Annotated in this window: 20 protein-coding genes; 11 read left to right on the plus strand and 9 right to left on the minus strand. The window is 63.8% G+C overall.

Translation table 11 applies throughout. The features are described 5' to 3' along the window. The first annotated feature begins 25 nt into the window (after window positions 1-25). The gene (locus DVK00_RS17205) at window positions 26-316 is read left to right on the plus strand and encodes a transcriptional regulator (RefSeq protein WP_004592932.1); all 291 of its coding nucleotides are present in this window, start codon (window positions 26-28) and stop codon (window positions 314-316) included. Between the two features lie 36 nt (window positions 317-352). On the opposite strand, the gene DVK00_RS17210 is transcribed toward DVK00_RS17205, so the two are convergent. The 6 genes from DVK00_RS17210 to DVK00_RS17235 all read right to left on the minus strand — a co-directional run bounded on the left by DVK00_RS17210 (window position 353) and on the right by DVK00_RS17235 (window position 5,451). Beyond that, window positions 353-769 (minus strand): Rieske 2Fe-2S domain-containing protein, encoded by a 417-nt coding sequence (locus DVK00_RS17210; RefSeq protein ID WP_101349944.1) that lies wholly within the window; start codon window positions 767-769, stop codon window positions 353-355. A gap of 92 nt (window positions 770-861) precedes the next feature. Then, a complete protein-coding gene (locus DVK00_RS17215) occupies window positions 862-1,734 on the minus strand; it encodes an aminotransferase class IV (protein WP_121578088.1) in 873 nt (290 codons plus the stop codon). Further along, the gene (locus tag DVK00_RS17220; protein ID WP_121578089.1) at window positions 1,719-2,474 is read right to left on the minus strand and encodes an aminodeoxychorismate/anthranilate synthase component II; all 756 of its coding nucleotides are present in this window, start codon (window positions 2,472-2,474) and stop codon (window positions 1,719-1,721) included. The genes DVK00_RS17215 and DVK00_RS17220 overlap by 16 nt, the downstream gene beginning before the upstream one ends. After that, a complete protein-coding gene (pabB, locus tag DVK00_RS17225) occupies window positions 2,471-3,940 on the minus strand; it encodes an aminodeoxychorismate synthase, component I (RefSeq protein ID WP_121578090.1) in 1,470 nt (489 codons plus the stop codon). The genes DVK00_RS17220 and pabB overlap by 4 nt, the downstream gene beginning before the upstream one ends. Before the next feature lie 63 nt (window positions 3,941-4,003). Next, window positions 4,004-4,603, minus strand: a complete 600-nt coding sequence (locus DVK00_RS17230) for a helix-hairpin-helix domain-containing protein (RefSeq protein WP_101349940.1) — start codon at window positions 4,601-4,603, stop codon at window positions 4,004-4,006. A gap of 50 nt (window positions 4,604-4,653) precedes the next feature. Further along, complete coding sequence (locus DVK00_RS17235) at window positions 4,654-5,451, minus strand: shikimate dehydrogenase (protein WP_101349939.1); 798 nt, start codon at window positions 5,449-5,451, stop codon at window positions 4,654-4,656. Window positions 5,452-5,582: 131 nt separating this feature from the next. Here DVK00_RS17235 and DVK00_RS17240 point away from each other — a divergent pair, with 131 nt between their 5' ends. The 7 genes from DVK00_RS17240 to DVK00_RS17270 all read left to right on the plus strand — a co-directional run bounded on the left by DVK00_RS17240 (window position 5,583) and on the right by DVK00_RS17270 (window position 14,140). Next, window positions 5,583-6,944 (plus strand): sodium:calcium antiporter, encoded by a 1,362-nt coding sequence (locus DVK00_RS17240; RefSeq protein WP_121537822.1) that lies wholly within the window; start codon window positions 5,583-5,585, stop codon window positions 6,942-6,944. Next, window positions 6,944-8,299: a D-aminoacyl-tRNA deacylase gene (locus DVK00_RS17245; protein WP_121578091.1), complete on the plus strand. Its 1,356-nt coding sequence runs from the start codon at window positions 6,944-6,946 to the stop codon at window positions 8,297-8,299. Before DVK00_RS17240 ends, DVK00_RS17245 begins: the two co-directional genes overlap by 1 nt. A 103-nt stretch (window positions 8,300-8,402) precedes the next feature. Next, window positions 8,403-9,563, plus strand: coding sequence for a cell division protein FtsZ (gene ftsZ / locus DVK00_RS17250; RefSeq protein ID WP_121537766.1), 1,161 nt, complete (start codon window positions 8,403-8,405; stop codon window positions 9,561-9,563). A 126-nt stretch (window positions 9,564-9,689) separates the two neighbouring features. Next, entirely contained in the window at window positions 9,690-10,928 is a 1,239-nt protein-coding gene (locus DVK00_RS17255) for an ABC transporter substrate-binding protein (RefSeq protein ID WP_232794539.1), read from the plus strand. Next, window positions 10,925-13,378 carry a methyl-accepting chemotaxis protein gene (locus DVK00_RS17260; protein WP_121578092.1) on the plus strand — a complete coding sequence of 818 codons (2,454 nt, stop codon included), beginning with the start codon at window positions 10,925-10,927 and terminating at the stop codon, window positions 13,376-13,378. The genes DVK00_RS17255 and DVK00_RS17260 overlap by 4 nt, the downstream gene beginning before the upstream one ends. Window positions 13,379-13,518: 140 nt before the next feature. Further along, window positions 13,519-13,698 carry a protein translocase SEC61 complex subunit gamma gene (locus DVK00_RS17265; RefSeq protein WP_004516835.1) on the plus strand — a complete coding sequence of 60 codons (180 nt, stop codon included), beginning with the start codon at window positions 13,519-13,521 and terminating at the stop codon, window positions 13,696-13,698. 4 nt (window positions 13,699-13,702) lie between these two features. Next, complete coding sequence (locus DVK00_RS17270; protein WP_053968046.1) at window positions 13,703-14,140, plus strand: transcription elongation factor Spt5; 438 nt, start codon at window positions 13,703-13,705, stop codon at window positions 14,138-14,140. Between the two features lie 121 nt (window positions 14,141-14,261). Here DVK00_RS17270 and DVK00_RS17275 read toward each other — a convergent pair whose 3' ends face one another. After that, window positions 14,262-14,561, minus strand: coding sequence for a hypothetical protein (locus DVK00_RS17275; protein WP_004516837.1), 300 nt, complete (start codon window positions 14,559-14,561; stop codon window positions 14,262-14,264). A gap of 115 nt (window positions 14,562-14,676) precedes the next feature. Between DVK00_RS17275 and DVK00_RS17280 the strand changes: the two genes are divergently transcribed. Next, window positions 14,677-15,438 (plus strand): PHP-associated domain-containing protein, encoded by a 762-nt coding sequence (locus DVK00_RS17280; protein ID WP_121578093.1) that lies wholly within the window; start codon window positions 14,677-14,679, stop codon window positions 15,436-15,438. Here the strand turns inward: DVK00_RS17280 and DVK00_RS17285 are convergent. Together DVK00_RS17285 and DVK00_RS17290 are read right to left on the minus strand one after the other, a co-directional pair. After that, window positions 15,435-15,941, minus strand: a complete 507-nt coding sequence (locus DVK00_RS17285; protein ID WP_101349934.1) for a metal-dependent hydrolase — start codon at window positions 15,939-15,941, stop codon at window positions 15,435-15,437. The two genes, DVK00_RS17280 and DVK00_RS17285, sit on opposite strands and share 4 nt — an antisense overlap. A gap of 36 nt (window positions 15,942-15,977) precedes the next feature. Beyond that, window positions 15,978-16,487: a CinA family protein gene (locus DVK00_RS17290; protein ID WP_101349933.1), complete on the minus strand. Its 510-nt coding sequence runs from the start codon at window positions 16,485-16,487 to the stop codon at window positions 15,978-15,980. 78 nt (window positions 16,488-16,565) lie between these two features. Here DVK00_RS17290 and DVK00_RS21835 point away from each other — a divergent pair, with 78 nt between their 5' ends. Further along, window positions 16,566-16,709: a hypothetical protein gene (locus DVK00_RS21835; RefSeq protein WP_198560230.1), complete on the plus strand. Its 144-nt coding sequence runs from the start codon at window positions 16,566-16,568 to the stop codon at window positions 16,707-16,709. Between the two features lie 38 nt (window positions 16,710-16,747). Further along, on the plus strand, window positions 16,748-17,866 hold the full coding sequence (locus DVK00_RS17295) for a pyridoxal phosphate-dependent aminotransferase (protein WP_121578094.1): 1,119 nt from the start codon (window positions 16,748-16,750) through the stop codon (window positions 17,864-17,866). Window positions 17,867-17,881 lie beyond the last annotated feature (15 nt).

The following is a 17,881-nucleotide window of genomic DNA, read 5'->3' on the forward strand; positions in this document are numbered from 1 at the left end:
TAACAGTCGGATGCGAACTTCTCCCATGCGCGAGGCAAGTCGGACGACGCGCCAGCGCATCGCTGACCAACTACGCGACGAAGCGATGGCTGCAGGGACAATCGCGAACGAGTTCGAGATACAGACCAGCGACGCGCTCACGCACGTAGAGCATATCTCCAAGTCCCTGGAATCGACCGACGAACAGCTCCTCGTCGCGCCGCCGGAGTGCGAGGAGTGCGGCTTCACGGACTTCGACGACCTGACAAACCGACCGAGTCGGTGTCCGGAGTGCAAATGCGAAGCGGTCTCGGAGCCGGCGTACCGGATCAGCTAACCCGTAAGGAATCCCGGAGACGCCGATTCCAGCCGTTCAGTTCCCCGAGAAGCCGATGCGACCGCGCGAAGAGAGGTCGTGGTCGCCCGACGGCCCCTGATTTTCGAACTCGTAGCGCTCGTCGGTCAGGTAGACGTCACCGTCCTCGGTGGTGATAGAGACTTCCTCCAGAACCGCTCCCTCGCAAGGGCCGTAGTTACACAGCCCCGAATCGGATTCGAACGTCGCCCCGTGTTTCTCACACACCAGTTGCCCGTTGCGAACTGTCGCCCCACTGCCCTTGTCGAGTCGGACATCTGTCCAGTGTGGACAGTAGTTCTCGAACGCGACGACCGCGTCGGACAACTCGACGATAATCGCCTCCTTCGTGTCGAAGCCGTCGCGAACAGTGAACAGAAACGTTCCGTCATCGGGCACCTCGTCCAGCGCGACGATACGGCTGTCCTCGTCCATACTATGCATCCGTAAGTACGTAAGCCGTTTCAAACCGCCGGTTCCGGCCCTATTCACGTACTGAAGCGATGACCCACAAAACGAAGCCCATCTCAGTAGTGTCGCTCCTCGATTCGCTCGTCGAACAACCGCTGAAGGAGCTTCGTCATCGGCCCGCTCCCGACGGAGATGCCGTCGACGGTCGCAATCGGGCGGATCTCCCACGTCGAGTTCGTGAGAAACGCCTCGTCAGCATCACGCAGCGCGTCGAGCGAATAGTGACCGGTCTCGACGGGGAAGTCCTCGCCGCGGGCGATGTCCATTACCACGTCGCGGGTGACCCCCGGCAGTAGGTCCAGATCCGTACTCGGCGTCCGGAGGCCGTTGTCCGTGACGAAAAAGAGGTTGCTCGTCGCTCCTTCGGCCAGATTACCGTCCATGTCTCGGATGAGACATTCGTCGGCGGGCTCGCCGCCAGCGGCGGCCTTTCGAAGTTCGAGCCGGCCGAGAATCCCGTTGAGGTAGTTGTGCGTCTTCGCATCCGCCGGGACGGCCTCGCTCGGAATCCGCCGGGTCCGGACCGTCTGGACCGACGCCGGCTCGTCCCAGACGCGCTCGCCGTTGAGCCCGCCCCTCGGGAGCCCCTTGCAGATGACGACGACAATGGGGTCGACATCCTGTCCCGGAGTGAGCTTCCCGGGCTGGACACCCCGTGTGACAGACAGCCGGACGTACGCCTCGTCGAGGTCGTTGGCCGCGAGCGTCTCGTCAACGCGCTCACGGAGGTCATCGGGCACGGCGTCGGCGAAGCCCAGCGTCTCGGCCGTCCGCTGGAGGCGCTCGCGGTGGGCGTGCCACTGGAACGGCTCGCCGCCGTAGGCCCGGAGCGTCTCGAACGCCGCATCGCCGTACATGAACCCGCGGTCGCGCACTGACACCGTCGCCTCGCCTTCGGTGACGAGCGCCCCGTTTACGTGGTATTGCATAGCAGGCAGAAGTTCTCGATCATGGTCTTGCCGTGGTCGGTCAGGATGCTCTCGGGATGGAACTGGACGCCGATGTGCGGGCGGTCGTCGTGGCGCACGCCCATGACGACTCGTGACTCGTCGGTACCGCCTTGGCCGACGTCGGTCGGTTCGGAGCTGTCGTCGCCCGTTGCGTCACCGTCGGTGACGGTGTAGGCCGTCTCAGTTAGCACGTCGGGGAGGGTCTCGCGGTCGACCGCAAGCGAGTGGTACCGGCCGACATCGAACGGGTCCGGGATGTCTTCGAACACCCCTGTGCTGTCGTGGGTAACCGACGAGGATTTACCGTGGACGACCGCTTCGGCGTGGCCGACGGGCGCGCCGTTGGCCGCACATAGCGCCTGATGTCCGAGACAGACACCCAGCGTGGGGTATTCCAACGCCTCGAATATCGGCACCGAGACGCCCGCCTCCTCGGGCGTCCCCGGCCCCGGTGAGACGACGATACCGTCGGGGCCCATCGCTCGGATGTCTTCGATGTCGATGGCGTCGTTGCGCCGGACGATGACATCGTCCTCACTCCCGCCGAGGCGGAGGACTACTTCGCCGACGTACTGGACGAGGTTGTACGCGAAGGAATCGTAGTTGTCGACGACCAGTACGGTCGGAGCCAGCGAGTCTGTCACTGGACTATCTCCGGCGTTGTTGCCGCTGGTGGCCCCGCCGTCGCCGCTCCCCCCGCTGCCACGGTGGTCGCTCATCCCTTGTCCTCCATCGCCAAGTCGACGCGCTTCCCGAGCGCCTCGTCGACGGCGTTGACGAGGGCGCGGCCCTTGTCCAGCGTCTCCTGATACTCGCTGTCCGGGTCTGAATCGTGAACCACGCCGGCACCGACACGGAGGTGGTACTCCTCGGCGTACCGGACCAGCGTTCTGATGACAATATTCAGGGTCGCTCGGTCGTCGAAGCCGAACAGGCCGATGGAACCGGTGTACGGTCCCCGTCGCGTGGCTTCGACCTCATCGATAATTTCCATCGTCCGGGGTTTGGGCGCGCCGGTGATGGTGCCGCCGGGGAACACCGCGGCGATGGCGTCCTGCAGGGACGCGCCGTCACGGAGTCGCCCCTCAACGACCGAGACCAGATGCATCACCTCCGAGTAGCGGTCGACGCGCCGGTAGTCCGGTACCTCGACGCTGCCAAATTTGCTTACTTTCCCGAGGTCGTTGCGCTCTAGGTCGACGAGCATCGCGTGTTCGGCCCGTTCCTTCCCGTCGTCGAGCAGGTCCGCCTCTAGGCGGTCGTCGGCCTCGCGCGTCTCGCCCCGTGGCCGGGTTCCGGCAATAGGTTCGGTCTCAATTCGGTCGCCGTCGCGGTGCAAGAGCAGTTCCGGGCTAGCGCTGACGAGGTCGACGCCGGGGAACTCAAGCAGGGCGGAGTACGGTGCCGGATTCACGCTTCGCAGCGCGTCGAAGGCTTCGACCGGGTGGACCGCCGCGGGGGCACGGAGCCGCTGGGAGACGTTCGCCTGGAACGTGTCGCCGTCGCGGATGTACTGCTTGACCGTTCGGACCCGGTCAGCAAATGACTCGCGCGTGCAGTCGCTCTCGAAGGTCGCTTCGTCGGTCTCGACTGGCGGCTCCTTGACAGCGGGGTCTCCCTGTACGGCCGCCCGAGCCAGGTCCAGCGCGTGCTGTTTGCCGAACTCGTAGGCCAATTCTGGCGTCTCGAAGTCACCGACCCGCGGACAGGCCGTCACGCGCAAGGTCACCGACTCACCGCGGGGTTCCTCCCAGGCGGCGAAGCGGTCATAGCGAGCTATCTGTAGGTTCGGGAGCGCGCGGTCGGCGTCGGCGCTGTCGGGCAGTGACTCCAGTTCCCGCGCCACATCGTAGGAGAGCCATCCAACGGCTCCGCAGGGATACGGCACGTCACAGTCAGCGCGGACCAGGCGCTCGCCGTCGAGGAACTCGGTCAGTGCAGCGAGAGTCCGGCCCGCTCCGGGGTCGACCTCGCGGAAGTCCGCCGGAGCGGTCCCGAAGTAGCCCCACCCCGACTGGCCGCCGGTAGTCGCCAGATACACGCCGCCAGTTTCGTCGCGCGCCCGGCGATAGGCGAGAAACGGGTCAGCAACGTCCACCCGAACCTCGACAGGGACGCGCGCCACTGAGGGTGCGTCGGCCGCACGGTCGGTGAACGTCGTCCGGTCGGTTTCGACCGATTGCATTACCGAACGAAAACAGTGCGGCGACTAATTCCCTTGCGGTTCAGAAATGGACTGCCAGCTGTCTCAGAACTCTTCCGCCCGCTCGATCCAGCCCGAAACGCGGCTCTCCGAGAGGTCGGTGTCCGCGGCGATGGCCGCTGCGTCCGCAGTGGCAAGCTCGCCTACGGTCTCGATGCCGATACCGGCGAGTCGGTCGGCGTACGCGGGACCGATACCTTTGATCTCCGTCACTGGGGCAGTGTTTTCCCCGTCATCGGTCTCACCCGCGTCCCCAGCAGCAGCCTCGGCCGACTCCTCGTCAGCGGTGGTCTCCGAGTCGCCGGCTTCGTCGTCGAGCGCTGTTTCTTGCTCGGACGCCGCGGAAGACGCATCGGTCACAGATTCTGTTTCGTCGTCAGTGGGAGTTGGTGACACAGCAGGCTCTGACCCGTCCGTCTGCGTGGCTGTTCCACTCCCATCCCCTGATTCGGTCCCGGCCCCGTCCGCAGTATCGGATGTGTGGGTCTCGGTAGTCGCAGCGGTGTTCGTCCCCTTCACAGCGTCTTCGTCTTCAGTAGAGGGCTCTCGCTCGACGGTCACGTCCACGTCGCGGTTCGTTCCCGACGTGGCTGACCCAGTCCCGTCAAGCCCGAGGGCGGATTTCAATTTCTGAAGCAGACCCATACATGAACGTATTTATCCCCCACACAAATCTCTTGCTGGTGACCGGTCCGCTACAGGCGCTCGCGCAACTGGCTGTTCATCCTATCCACGGGCGCGTCCTCGCCAGTCCAGCGTTCGAACGCTTCGACCCCCTGATACAGGAGCATCCACGCGCCGTCAACTGTCGTTGCGCCCGCGGCCGCTGCGTCCTGTAGCAGACGGGTCTCAATCGGCGTGTACACCGCATCGAGCACCGCGAGGTCGCCGTGCAATGCGTCGGCGGGGACCGGCGTCGCATCTTCATCCATGCCGACGCTGGTGCAGTTGACGAGGATGTCGGCGTCCGCAAGCAGGTCGGGAAGCGAGTCGAGTCCATGGCCGGAGGCGTCCGGGACCTCATCGGCGAGTCCGTCGGCTTTGGACTCGGTGCGATTCGCAATCCGAACCGACAGTCCCGCATCGGCGAGCCCGAACGCGACCGCTCGGCCCGCACCGCCGGCCCCGACGACGACAGCTGTGCCCGACAGCGCCACGTCGTGATGACGCAACGCTCTGACCGCACCGACCGCGTCGGTGTTGTAGCCCGTGGGCGTTTCACCGGTGAAATCGACGGTGTTGACCGCGCCGATGCGCTCGGCGAGCGGCGCGGGGTCGACAGCGTCTAGCACGTCCTGCTTGAACGGAATCGTGACGTTGAGGCCGTCTATTCCGAGCGTCTTCGCCGCGTCGATGGCGTCGGCACCAGAGTCGGCCGCTGGTTCGAACGTGACGTAGCGTGCATCCAGTCCCAGTGCTTCGTAGCCCGCCTCGTGCATCGGCGGCGACAGCGAGTGCCCGACCGGGTTTCCGATGAGTCCGTAAACGTCCATACCAACGTCAGCGCGCCCCGGTCGTATCAACGCCACGCTCTGCGAGACACAGCTTCCTGCCGACACTTTCGCAAGCTTTTCAGCCGGACCTAGCCACATGTCCGACAGTGAGTCGTCTACGTCACCCACTGCTGCAGGTTGCCGTCGCGATGGCCCTGACTGTCGGCTGGATTTACCTCTTTACTTCCGGCATTGACGTCGGGACCCTGACCACCGTCGCGGTCAGTGGGTTCGCCGTTCTCGGGGCGTCGTTCCTGCTGGCCTGGGGCGCTGAAACCGCCGAAAAAGACGTGCCGAGGGCCTTCGCTATCGCCGTCCTCGCAATTCTCGCAGTGGCTCCCGAGTACGCAGTCGACGCGCTGTACGCCTGGAACGCCGGGGCAGGCGGCGCGACGACAGAAGCCTGCCGGCAGTTCACGGCGGCAGAAATCGAGTCCGCGACCGGGGGGCTCGCTCGCGCCTGTCACGACGCGAATCTCGCCATCGCGAACATGACCGGCGCGAACCGTATTCTCATCGGCATCGGCTGGGCCGGCATCGCCGTGTTCACCGTCTGGCGGGCCGCGAAAACGCGAGACCCCGCAGTCACGAAACGCGACGGCTTCCTGACCGACGCCGTCCAGCTGGACACCGACATCGCGACCGAGATCACCTTCCTCTTTCTGGCGACGATGTGGGCGTTTCTCGTCCCCCTCGGCGGCGGCATCGGTATCCTCGATACGCTGTTTCTGGTCGGCCTCTACGTCGGGTACATCGGTCTCGTGCTCAAGTCCGACATCGAACACAGCGAGCACACCGTTGGCGTGCCGAAGTACTTCCAGGAGTGGTCGCTGCCGTGGCGGCCGCTCGTCGTCCTGGCGCTGTTTGGCTACTCGGGTGCGATGATTTTCACTGCGGTCGAGCCGTTCGCCCACGGGCTGGAGGAGATTGGTGTCGCGAACGGCATCCCCGAGTTCTTCATGATCCAGTGGGTCGCCCCGCTGGCCAGCGAGTCGCCCGAACTCATCGTCGTCGCCGTGCTGGTCAACAAGGCCCGGTCGACGGCGGGGTTCAACGCCCTCATCTCGTCCAAACTCAATCAGTGGACACTGCTCATCGGGACCATCGCAGTGGTGTACTCCATCGCGCTCGGCGGGTACAGCGTGCTGCCGTTCGACGCCAGACAGGGCGCAGAGATCTGGATTACGGCGGCCCAGTCCTTCTTTGCGCTCGCCATTCTGGTCAACTTCGAGATCAGCATCCGCGAAGCAATCGGGCTGTTCGTGCTGTTCATCTCGCAGGTGGTTCTTGAGTTCGCTATCATCAGAGACCTCGTCGCTGTGCCAATATCGAGTCACGACCTCCTGCTGGCGTACACGGGGCTGTACGTCATTATCGGGACCGGACTGTTTGTCCAGCGCCGCGAGGCGCTGAAACACCTGTTCGGGCTGGCCGGAGACGCCGTCCGGACCGCGATAGGCCGTGACCCAGCTACTCTGGAGAACGCGGACTGATGCTCGGCATCGTTATTTCACACGCCGACGTGGCGTCGACTCACATTGGGGAGCACCTGCGCTCGCTCCGAGACTGGGAGACAAGCGTCGACGAGACGCGGCCCGTCGCCGAGGGCGGCGGCACGGTGTACCGAACTGACGGCGTCGAACTCCGCGAGTTCGAGGCGTTGCATCTGGACATCGAACGCGTCGGGGCGGCGTTCGACAGCCCGGACCTGCTGGTGTTTGCCTCGAAACACGCCGGCGAGACGGATGAACTCCTGACAGCCCACCACACCGGAAACTTTGGTGTCGCGGAGTACGGCGGCGAAGACGGCCAGTTCGCCCGGGCCTGCCCTAGTGCACACACGACAGTGGTTTCGGCGCTCCAGCGCTACGCCCCGCCTGACTACGAGGTCGGCATGGAGTGTACGCACCACGGCCCGACAGCGGTGGGCGTCCCGTCGATGTTTGTCGAGGTCGGCAGCGCGGAACCACAGTGGAAGGACCCGGATGCCGCTGCGGCCGCCGCCAGAGCCATACTGGACCTCGCCGACGAACCGGCCGACAAGCCGCGGGAGAACGGGACGCGCCGCCATCTCCTCGGTGTCGGCGGCGGCCACTACGCCCCGCGGTTCGAGCGCGTTGTCCGCGAGACGGACTGGGCGGTCGGTCACATCGCCGCTGACTGGTCGCTGGATGCGCTGACGGAGTGGGCCGACAGCGACGAGGAGCGCGACGCCGTTCTCGAACGCGCCCTCCAGGCCAGTGCGGCCGACTACGCCCTCATGGAGGGCGACCGGCCGGACCTACAGGCGGCTATCGAATCGCTGGGCTACCGCGTCGTCAGCGAGACGTTCGTTCAGGAGACGACCGGCGTCAACTTGGCCCTCGTCGAGGCGCTCGAAGACACTGTCTGCCCAGTCGACGATGGCCTGAGGTTCGGTGAGCTTGCGCCCGGATACGACGGCGAGTGGACCGTGCTCGAACTCCCCACTGAACTTATCTCGGACGTACGCGGGGTCGATAACGAAGCGCTGCGCGAGACCATCGAACGGCAGTCCATCGCGTACGTGACCGAGCAAAACGGGACGGTGTTCACCGGGCCGATCATCTGTCCGGCGGGGACGGACCTGCGAGCGGTCGTCGACCCGCTCGTCGAAATCCTCGAACGACGCTTCGACAGTGTCGAGTGGGCCGCGGACGAACTCATCGCCCGCGAGACAGCGTTCGATCCTGACCTCGCGCGAACGGCTGGCATCCCTGAAGGACCGAAATTCGGGAAGCTCGCCTCGGGCGAGTCAGTCGAAATCGATGGGGAGGAGATCGGACCGGAGCGCTTCCAGCGCGAGCGTATACGTCGATATACGCTGTGAACACTGGCGCGTTAGCCGCCGAAACTGGGGATCAACACGTCAGACGAGCGTCAGACAGAGGGGGAAAACTAATAACTATTCGTCTGCAAGGACGCTTTAAATTATGGATTCGATAATTGACGACGCTATCGACGAGGCAGAACAAGACGGGGAGGACGCGGACGGAGGAACTGTCAACGAAACCACATCATCGCCGTCACAGGACATGTCGACGTCGGGGACGATGTCCGACGAGGAACTGGCAAGCGTCGTCAAGGACCTGGAGACGAAGATCACGGTTGTCGGCTGTGGCGGTGCCGGCGGGAACACGGTCACCCGGATGATGGAGGAAGGCATCCACGGGGCCAAGCTCGTCGCCGCAAACACCGACGCACAGCACCTCGCCGACGAGGTGTCTGCTGACACGAAGATTCTCATCGGCCGCAAGCGAACCGGCGGCCGCGGGGCCGGTTCAGTCCCGAAGATCGGTGAGGAGGCCGCACAGGAGGATATCGAGGATATCCAGCAGTCTATCGACGGCTCGGATATGGTGTTTGTCACCGCCGGTCTCGGTGGCGGCACCGGGACTGGCGCGGCCCCGGTGGTCGCACAGGCCGCACAGGAAGCCGGCGCACTCACCATCTCCATCGTCACGATTCCGTTCACCGCGGAAGGTGAGCGCCGCCGTGCCAACGCTGACGCCGGCCTCGAACGCCTCCGCTCCGTCTCTGATACGGTCATCGTCGTCCCGAACGACCGTCTGCTCGACTACGCACCCAGCATGCCGCTGCAGGACGCGTTCAAGATCTGCGACCGTGTGCTGATGCGCTCGGTCAAGGGGATGACCGAACTGATCACCAAGCCCGGCCTCGTCAACGTGGACTTCGCCGACGTTCGGACCATCATGGAGAACGGCGGTGTCGCCATGATCGGCCTCGGCGAATCCGACTCCGAAAACAAGGCCCAGGACTCCATCCGCTCTGCCTTGCGCTCGCCGCTGCTCGACGTGGAGTTCGATGGCGCGAACTCCGCGCTCGTCAACGTGGTCGGTGGTCCCGACATGAGCATCGAGGAAGCCGAGGGCGTCGTCGAGGAGATTTACGACCGCATCGACCCCGACGCTCGCATCATCTGGGGCGCGTCGGTCAACAATGAGTTCGAGGGCAAGATGGAGACGATGATTGTCGTCACCGGCGTCGAGAGTCCACAGATCTACGGTCAGAGCGAGGCCGAACAGGAGAAGGCCGCCCAGCAACTCGGCGAAGACATCGACTACGTCGACTAATCTGCCTCGCCGCCTCGGTTTTATTTTCCTCTAATCGCCGTTACGTGCCGCTCTATCTACATTTTTGCTATCATAAATGATACTCCCGCCGAAAAGCGTTTATCCGGAAATTCAGATTCTCTGTTCATGTACTCGGATTCGAGGCGTGGTGTACTCAAAAAATGTCTGGCAGCCGGGGGTTTGGGCATCTCATCTGGCTGCCTTGGGTCCCTGAACGGGAGCGGTGGCACTGTGCAGTTCGGCGCGCTCCTCCCGCTCAGTGGTGCGCTCGCCCCACTCGGGCAACACGGCAAGCGCATGGTTGAGCAGGCAGCAAGCGATGTCAACGCGGCCGGTGGTATCCGCGGGAATGATGTCGAAGTGACCATCCTTGACACTGAAGCGAACGCCGAAACCGCTGTCGAGCAGTACGGGACACTCGTCGACCGTGGCGTCATTGGCTTCGTCGGTGGTCTTGTCAGTGACGCGTCGCTCGCTCTCGCGCCGGAGGCGGCCAGCGACGAGATTATGGAGGTCAGCCCCGCCAGTACTGCCCCGCAGCTATCGACTGCCGGTCGAGCCAACGGGCGGAAATACTTCGGCCGAACGGTGCCAAGCGACGGGACGCAAGCGGTGGTGATGGCGAAGGTCGTCGACGACCCGCTGTACATCAACGCTGATTCCGTCGCATTACTGAGCATCGACAACTCGTTCGGTGCTGGACTGGCAGCGGCACAGCGTGAGGCGCTGGACGCCGAGGTCGTCGCCGATGTGCGGTACGACCCGTCGTCGGAGTCGTTCGACGACACGCTTGCGGACGTGTTCCAGAACGACCCTGATGCCGTCACTTTCACCAGCGTCTCCGGGCAGGAGCGGGGTATCCTTGACGCATACAGCCAGTCGGAGCACGATGTTCCGTGGGTGTTGTCTGCAGGGATGTTCGGTGGCGACCTCCCGTCGTACTACGACGGGTTCTACAGCGCGTCGCTGTCCTCTGCACGGACGCAAGCGTACTTCGAACTCGTCCGTCGGCTCTCAGATATCGACCAGCCCAGAGCGTACTCGGTCAACGCGTATGACGCGCTGTTTTTGATGGCGTGTGCCGCCGAACAGGCCGGTGAAGCCAGCGGCCCGGCAATCGCCGAGACCATTCAGTCGGTTTCCGGCGGGTCTGGACACACTGTTTCAGTCGGCGACTTCGGTCGTGTTCGGTCACTCACCGAGGCAGGTCGAGCGGTGAACTATCAGGGCGCGTCCGGAAGCGTTGACCTGACGGCGAACCTCGAACCGCTGAGTTCGTACCTGATCGAACGGGTCACGAACGGGTCGGTCGAGTCGCTGGAGCTACTGCAGTCACGGTTCTTCAAATCAGGAGGCAATCAATGAGTTCACTCCCCAGCCGGCTGGTACAGGCGACGGAACGTGCGCTCCCTGACGTTATTCGCCGGCGCTACGCCGCGAAGTTCGGCGTCCTGTTGCTCGGTGTGGTCGTCATCCTCGCCCTCGGCGGCGCGGCGATCCACCTCGACACGGGCTCGCTGGTCGAGTCACAGACCGAGGAGCAGATCCTCGGCGTTGCGGAGTCTCAGTCCAGTTCCGTGTCAAGCTGGGTCTCGAACAAGCAATCCACGGCATCGTTCCTCGCGGCGTCTATCGGCGACCGGTCCGAGTCAACCTCGGATACAGAACACCAGCGGTGGCTCGAACAGAAGCTCATCGGGCTTCCCGGAGACGTCCGGGCGCTGCATTACGTCGACGCTGCTGACGGCACAGTCACCGCCAGCACTGACGACGACCTGAACGGCGTCGCACTGAGCGACGTTGACGACCCGTGGACGGACGCGAGTGGTGCAGTCGTCTCGTCAGGACCGACGGACACGTCCGAAGCATACCAGAGCGGTAATGAATCAGTCATCGCGTTCGTTCAGCCTGTCTCTGGCAGCGACGAATACGTCGTACTGACGGCGTCGCTTGAGGCGCGCTCTCATGAGTTCACGTCACCGTTTGCGACGGGCGACGTGAAAGTCGTCGGGTCAGGTGGCCAGATCATACTCGACAACCGGAAAAGCTCGATTCTCGAAGAGTACGCGGCAACCGGAGACGCGACCGATACGAGCGTTGAGGCGGCGCTGAACGGCGAAACCGGTTACAAATCCGTCTCTGCCAGAACGGGCATGGAAGACGGAAAGTACGTGATGGCGTACACGCCGGTGACCGGCACTGAATGGGCGTTGCTGTATCACGTGCCCCAGGACCGCGCGTTCGCACTGCAGTCGGCTGTCTCCCAGAACATTGCGCTTCTGCTTGCGCTTGCCGTCGGGGCGCTGTTCGTCGTCGGCGTGACAATCGGACGCGGAACCGCGAACGCACTCGCCCGTGTCGCTGAAAGCGCAGAGGATATCGCCGCAGGTGAGATCAACAGCACCCTCCCGGAGACTACTCGCGTCGACGAGATGGGACAGCTGTACGACTCCTTCGCATCGATGCAGACGTATCTGACGACCGCCGCAGACCAGGCCGACGCGCTCGCTGCAAAGCGGTTCGACGACCCGGCGCTGGACGAGAGCATCCCCGGCGAGTTCGGTGCGGCGCTAGAGGAGATGGGCGAGGACATCCAGGCGTTGATTACCGACGTCGAGGCTGCCAGAGATGAGGCGGAGGCGGCAAAAGAAGACGCCGAGTCGATGGCAGCCGCCCTCGAAGCCAAGGCGGCCGAGTTCAGCAAAGTGATGGACAAGTCGGCAGACGGGGATCTCACCCAGCGGATGGCCACCGATAGCGACTACGACGCGATGGTCGACATCGCGGAAAGTTTCAACGAGATGATTGCGGAACTCGAACGGACAGTCAACCGCATCGAAGGGTTCGCCGGCACTGTCGACAGCTCGACGGAGACGATCTCCGCGAGCGCACAGGAAGTGCGGTCGGCCAGCGAGTCGGTGAGTGAGTCGGTGCAACAGATCGCCGAAGGCGCTGACGAGCAAAACCGGAACATCCAGCAGGTGAGCGACGAGATGACCGACCTGTCGGCGACCGTCGAGGAAATCACCTCGTCGACCGACGAAGTCGCGTCGAAGTCCCAGCAGGCCGTCAACGACGGCGAGTCCGGCCGCGAATACGCCGAGCAGGCCGCCGCCGAAATTGAGGCGCTCGAACGGAAGTCCACCGAAGCTATCGAACAGGTGGAGTCCCTCGCAGAGGAGATGGAGCGCATCGGCGAGGTTACGACGCTTATCGACGAAATCGCTGAACAGACGAATATGCTCGCGCTCAACGCGAACATCGAAGCTGCGCGGGCCGGTGAGGCGGGCGAAGGGTTCGCCGTCGTGGCCCGCGAGATCAAGACGCTCGCCGAGGAAACGCAGGAAGCGACGACTGATATCGAGTCGATGATCGACGACATCCGGTCCCGGACGGACACCACCGTCGAGGACATGCAGGAGATGGGTGAGAGCGTCGACACCGGGAAAGAGACGGTCGAGAACGCGACCGACGCGCTGACCAGTATCGTCCAGCAGGTCAACGAGGCCAACGACGGTGTGCAGGCTATCAGCGACGCGACTGACGAACAGGCCGCCTCGATGGAAGAAGTCGTCTCGATGGCCGAGGAAGTCGGCTCGATCAGCGAGGAGACATCCGCCGAGGCAGAAAACGTCGCTGCGTCCGCCGAGGAACAGACGGCGTCGATCACGGAGGTCACCGAGAAGATACAGTCGCTCTCCAGTCAGGCGACTGACCTCAAGGAGCTTATCGACCAGTTCGAAACCGACGATGCCGGTGACGGGGGCGACCTGGGGACCCACGGAGCGGGCGGAACTGCGCTGACTGACGACTGACCGAACGGGTTCTGTACGCCCGTTCCGGGGTGTCGGCCCTTCTGTCGACTACGCTTTTCAGCGACGCGATACGCTGTGAGCGGTTCGAGTCGTCGCCGCGCACCACAATATAGAAAAGCCACCAGTGGGTACGACCCGCTATGGACGTTCCATACGATCTCACCTCCTACATCCGCGTACTCAAACTGGCGAGTACGCCGTCGTGGGAGGAGTTCTCCCAGATCGCGAAAATCGCCGGCGCGGGCATCGCGCTGGTCGGACTGCTCGGGTTCATCATCTTCGCCGTGATGACCTTCGTACCTGGCAGCAAGCCGGTGTAAACCGATGGGTATCTACGCAGTCAAAACCACGGCCAGCCAGGAACGCACCGTCGCAGACATGATCATCTCCCGGGAAGAAGACGAGATTCACGCCGCGCTCGCGCCGGACTCGCTGACGAGTTACGTGATGGTGGAAGCCGACGACGCTGCGGTGTTCGACCGTATCCTCGACGAGATTCCCCACGCTAACGGCGTCGTGCAGGGCGAGTCCTCGATGGCGGAAGTCGAGCACTTCCTCTCCCCGAAACCGGACGTGGAAGGGATCGCAGAGGGCGACATCGTCGAACTCATCGCCGGCCCGTTCAAGGGCGAGAAGGCACAGGTCCAGCGCATCGACGAGGGCAAGGACCAGGTCACCGTCGAACTGTACGAGGCGACGGTCCCGATTCCGGTTACCGTGCGTGGTGACCAGATTCGGGTTCTTGACTCCGAAGAGCGATAGCTCTCCGTTCAACCCGAATCGGAGCGGTGTACGCCGCGGAAAAGCGATCACATAGCGGTTTCAAACTGGTTTCCAGTCACCACTGTGCAGGTCAGGCGACGCGGTAACACAACGGCAGTCGCTACGCTTCGCCGCCTTCCAGTCGGTCGATGACTTCGCTCATGTTGGCGGCGGCCTCGACGGACTCCTTGATCTGTTCGCGGCGGCGGACCTCGGCGGCGGAGGCGTCGTAGGCGCGAACGTACTCCGCGCGGGAGTGTTCGTCGAACGCGTGCTTGATAGCGAAGTAGCCGTCGGGGACAACGGCACCACAGACCTTGCACTCGATGCGGTCGTGTTCGACCGACTGGTGGATGATGAGCTCCTCGACGCGGTCGAACTGTCTGTCGTCCCCTTCGATGTCGCACTCCCAGCGTGGCATTTGCTCAGTGGCAGGCGACGCGGGGTTAAAAACGTTGGCTGCCACCTGTCAGCCGTCTGTCTCGCAGACTGCCGAAACGGAAACCCCTAATGGCAGTACGGAGTTAGCGTCGACCGTGCAACCCGAGGGGTACGCCGTTGATCTCCACGTGAAAGTACTCGACGACCGGGTCGTCGAGCGCGCGAAGGCACGTGGCCTCGACGGGCTGGTGTACGCGCCGCATTTCACGCGGCTCCCGGAGATACGGCAGCAAGCAGAGGCGTTTTCCGACGAAGAGCTGACAGTGTTTCCAGCCAGAGAGATCTTTACTGGCACCTGGCAACAGCGCCGGCACGTACTGGCCATCGGTCTCGAAGAGCCGATTCCAGATTTCATTACCTTCGACGGCGCGATGCGAGAGCTGGACCGCCAAGACGCCGCCGTCCTCGTCCCCCATCCCGGCTTTCTCAACGTCAGTCTCGGACTGGATGATATTGAAGCGTATGAGGACAGTATCGACGCGCTGGAAGTGTACAACCCCAAACAACTGGCCCACCACCGGGACCGCGCGCAGTCGTTCACGTCGGAAACCGGTCACGAGCCGTTCGTCTCGTCGTATGCCCACGTCCGTGGGACTGTCGGTGAGGCGTACGTGACCTTTGCCGAGGCGTTCGACGACGTGGCGGCGCTCAGTACGGCGCTGAAAAACGACGTTGAGCGGTCACTGTTCCATCGCGACGGGCTCTCACACGACCTCCGGCGGGCGGTCGAGTGGGCACATCTGGGGCTAGAAAACACGTGGGGCAAGTTCGACCGGCTGATGCTGCAGGGGACCGAGCCGACGCACCCCGACCATGTCGCGTACGACGGTCGGTTCAACGATGTGAAGGTGTACTAAACCAGAAATGCGCTGTTGTCGACGACGAAGGTTCTGACCACCGGCGGCAGGTACTGCGGGAGGACGTGGACGAGCAGGGCGACCGCGAGTAGTTCGAAGGCGGTAATCACGACGGTAACAGCTTCGGCGCGGTCGCTGGACGTTGTCACGCCCGTCGGTGAGCCGTACTCCGTGTCCGAGATGGGGTAAAACAGCGCGATGCCCCGACGGGAGCCGAAGTAGTCCAGCACGTAATGCGTGAGGACACCGAGCCACACCCACTGGAGATTGCCGCCGTGATACAGTGGGTGGGCCAGGAATATGATGAGGACGGGAATGTTGTGCAGCGTCTTGCGGTGCTTGCCGAAGGCCGTATCGACATCGGGGAACAGTGCGCCCAGGACGATGGGAAGAAACACTTCCGCGATTGTCGCGAAAGTTGTCACGTCGCCCGAAGGGTCGAGAACGTACCCCAGTCCGATGCTCAGGAGGACGGCGTTCAGGACGTGCCCACGTTTGTTCATCTACCTGACCGTCTGTGTCCCGACTGAAAGGGCTTACTACTCCTGTAAGGCGGTTTCCAGGTCCCGGAGCGCCTGTGTCGCGATGGCCGCCTTGACCTCGCGACGGGTGCCGTCGAACTCGTAGCGGGACACCGTCACGCCGGACTCGTTTGTCCCCCACGGCGCGGCCTCGGCGACGGCGATGTAGACCGTCCCGACGGGCGTCTCCGGTGTGCCACCGTCGGGGCCGGCGACGCCGGTCGTGGCGACGCCCCAGTCGGTTCGGGCGGTGTCGCGAACGCCCTGAGCCATCTCCGCTGCGACCGGTTCTGACACTGCACCGTGAGCATCCAGTGATTCCCGCGAGACGGCCAGCAGTTCCCGCTTGGCCTCGTAGGAGTAGGTGACCAGCGAGCGGTCGAAGTAGTCGCTTGAGCCGGGGATGTCCGTTATTTTTGAGCCAACAAGGCCACCGGTACAGGACTCCGCGGTAGCGACTGTGGCATCAGCTTCTCGGAGACGCTTGCCGACGCGCTTCTCGACTGGGTTCGCTGTGTCGTCTGCCATTGGCGGTAGTTGTCGTGACGGGCGAATAAGCGTTCATGGCAGGCCGGGGTATTTCAGTTCGGAGACACAACTGCGGGTATGAGCTATCAGACGACGCTTGGCTGGTCACTCGTTACGTCGGGCCTCGTGACGCTGTTCCTCTGGGTCCTGCCGGGGTCGGACCTCCTGTGGGGACTGCTGTTGCTGGCGGCTGGCGGGCTGACGCTGTACGTCCGCCAATAGACAGAAAAACAGACGGGGCCGGCGGCCACAGAACCCGTATGGACTACACGGAACCCCAGTTCTTCCGGGTCATGCAGTACGCGGCCCGGGCCGACCGGGACGTGGTGGACATGGTGTCGGGCAATCCCGACTGGGACCCGCCGGAGGGCCTTCGGGACGGGCTCAGGGACTACGCCGAGGCCCCAGCCGACGACTACCAGTATCCGCCCAGCGTCGGGCTGACGCCGCTCCGCGACGAAATCGCCGCTCGGCGGGGCGTGGACCGGAACCGCGTCCTCGTCACCAACGGCGCGGGCGAGGCGAACCACCTCGCGATGACCGGCGGGCTCCACTACTTCGATGGCAACGAGATTCTCCTGACTGACCCCGTTTACCCCTACTACGCCGGCCGGGCGAACTTCATCGGCGCGGACATCTCGTTCGTCCCGGTCGACGACCACAACCGACTCGCTCCCTCGGACGTGCGGGCGGCCGCGAGCGAGGAGACGGCCGTCATCGTCGTCAATTCGCCGAACAACCCCACCGGCGCGGTGTACGACGCCGACGCGATAGCCGAGTTCGCGGCCATCGCCGAGGAGTACGACGCCCTGCTGCTCAGCGACGAGGTGTACGACCACTTCGACTACGCGGGCCGGTTCAGTTCGGCGCTGCACGCCGACTCCGACCACGTCGTCGCCACCAACTCCCTCTCGAAGACGATGGCAATAACGGGATTCAGGGTCGGCTACGCGATCTTCCCACCGGAAGACGGTCCCACGGGCTCGCTTCTGGAGCGTGCTCGCACCCAGCACATGCTCACGAACGTCACCGGGAGTCGGCCGGCCCAGTACGCCGTTTTGCGGGCGCTGAAGACGACGAGCCCGGACTACTACGCCGCCTGCCGACGCCGTCTCGAAGGCCGGGTCGACGCCTTCTGTGACGCGCTGGCGGCGGCCGGAGCCGAGTACAACCGCCCGGAAGGCGGCTTCTACGTGATGGCGCGGTTCCCCGACTTCCCTGGGTCGTTCGAGAACGTGTACGAACTCATCGATGAGGCCGGCGTCGCCGGGATGCCCGGCGAAGCGTTCGGCGAGTCCAGAAGCGACTGGGTCAGATTTGCGCTGGTGACACCACGGGTCGACGAGGCAGCCCAACGGCTGGGGAACTATTTCGAATAAAAAGCTGTTGCTGAC

The organism is Haloarcula sp. Atlit-47R, assembly GCF_003665985.1.
GTDB classification, from domain to species: Archaea; Halobacteriota; Halobacteria; order Halobacteriales; family Haloarculaceae; genus Haloarcula; species Haloarcula taiwanensis.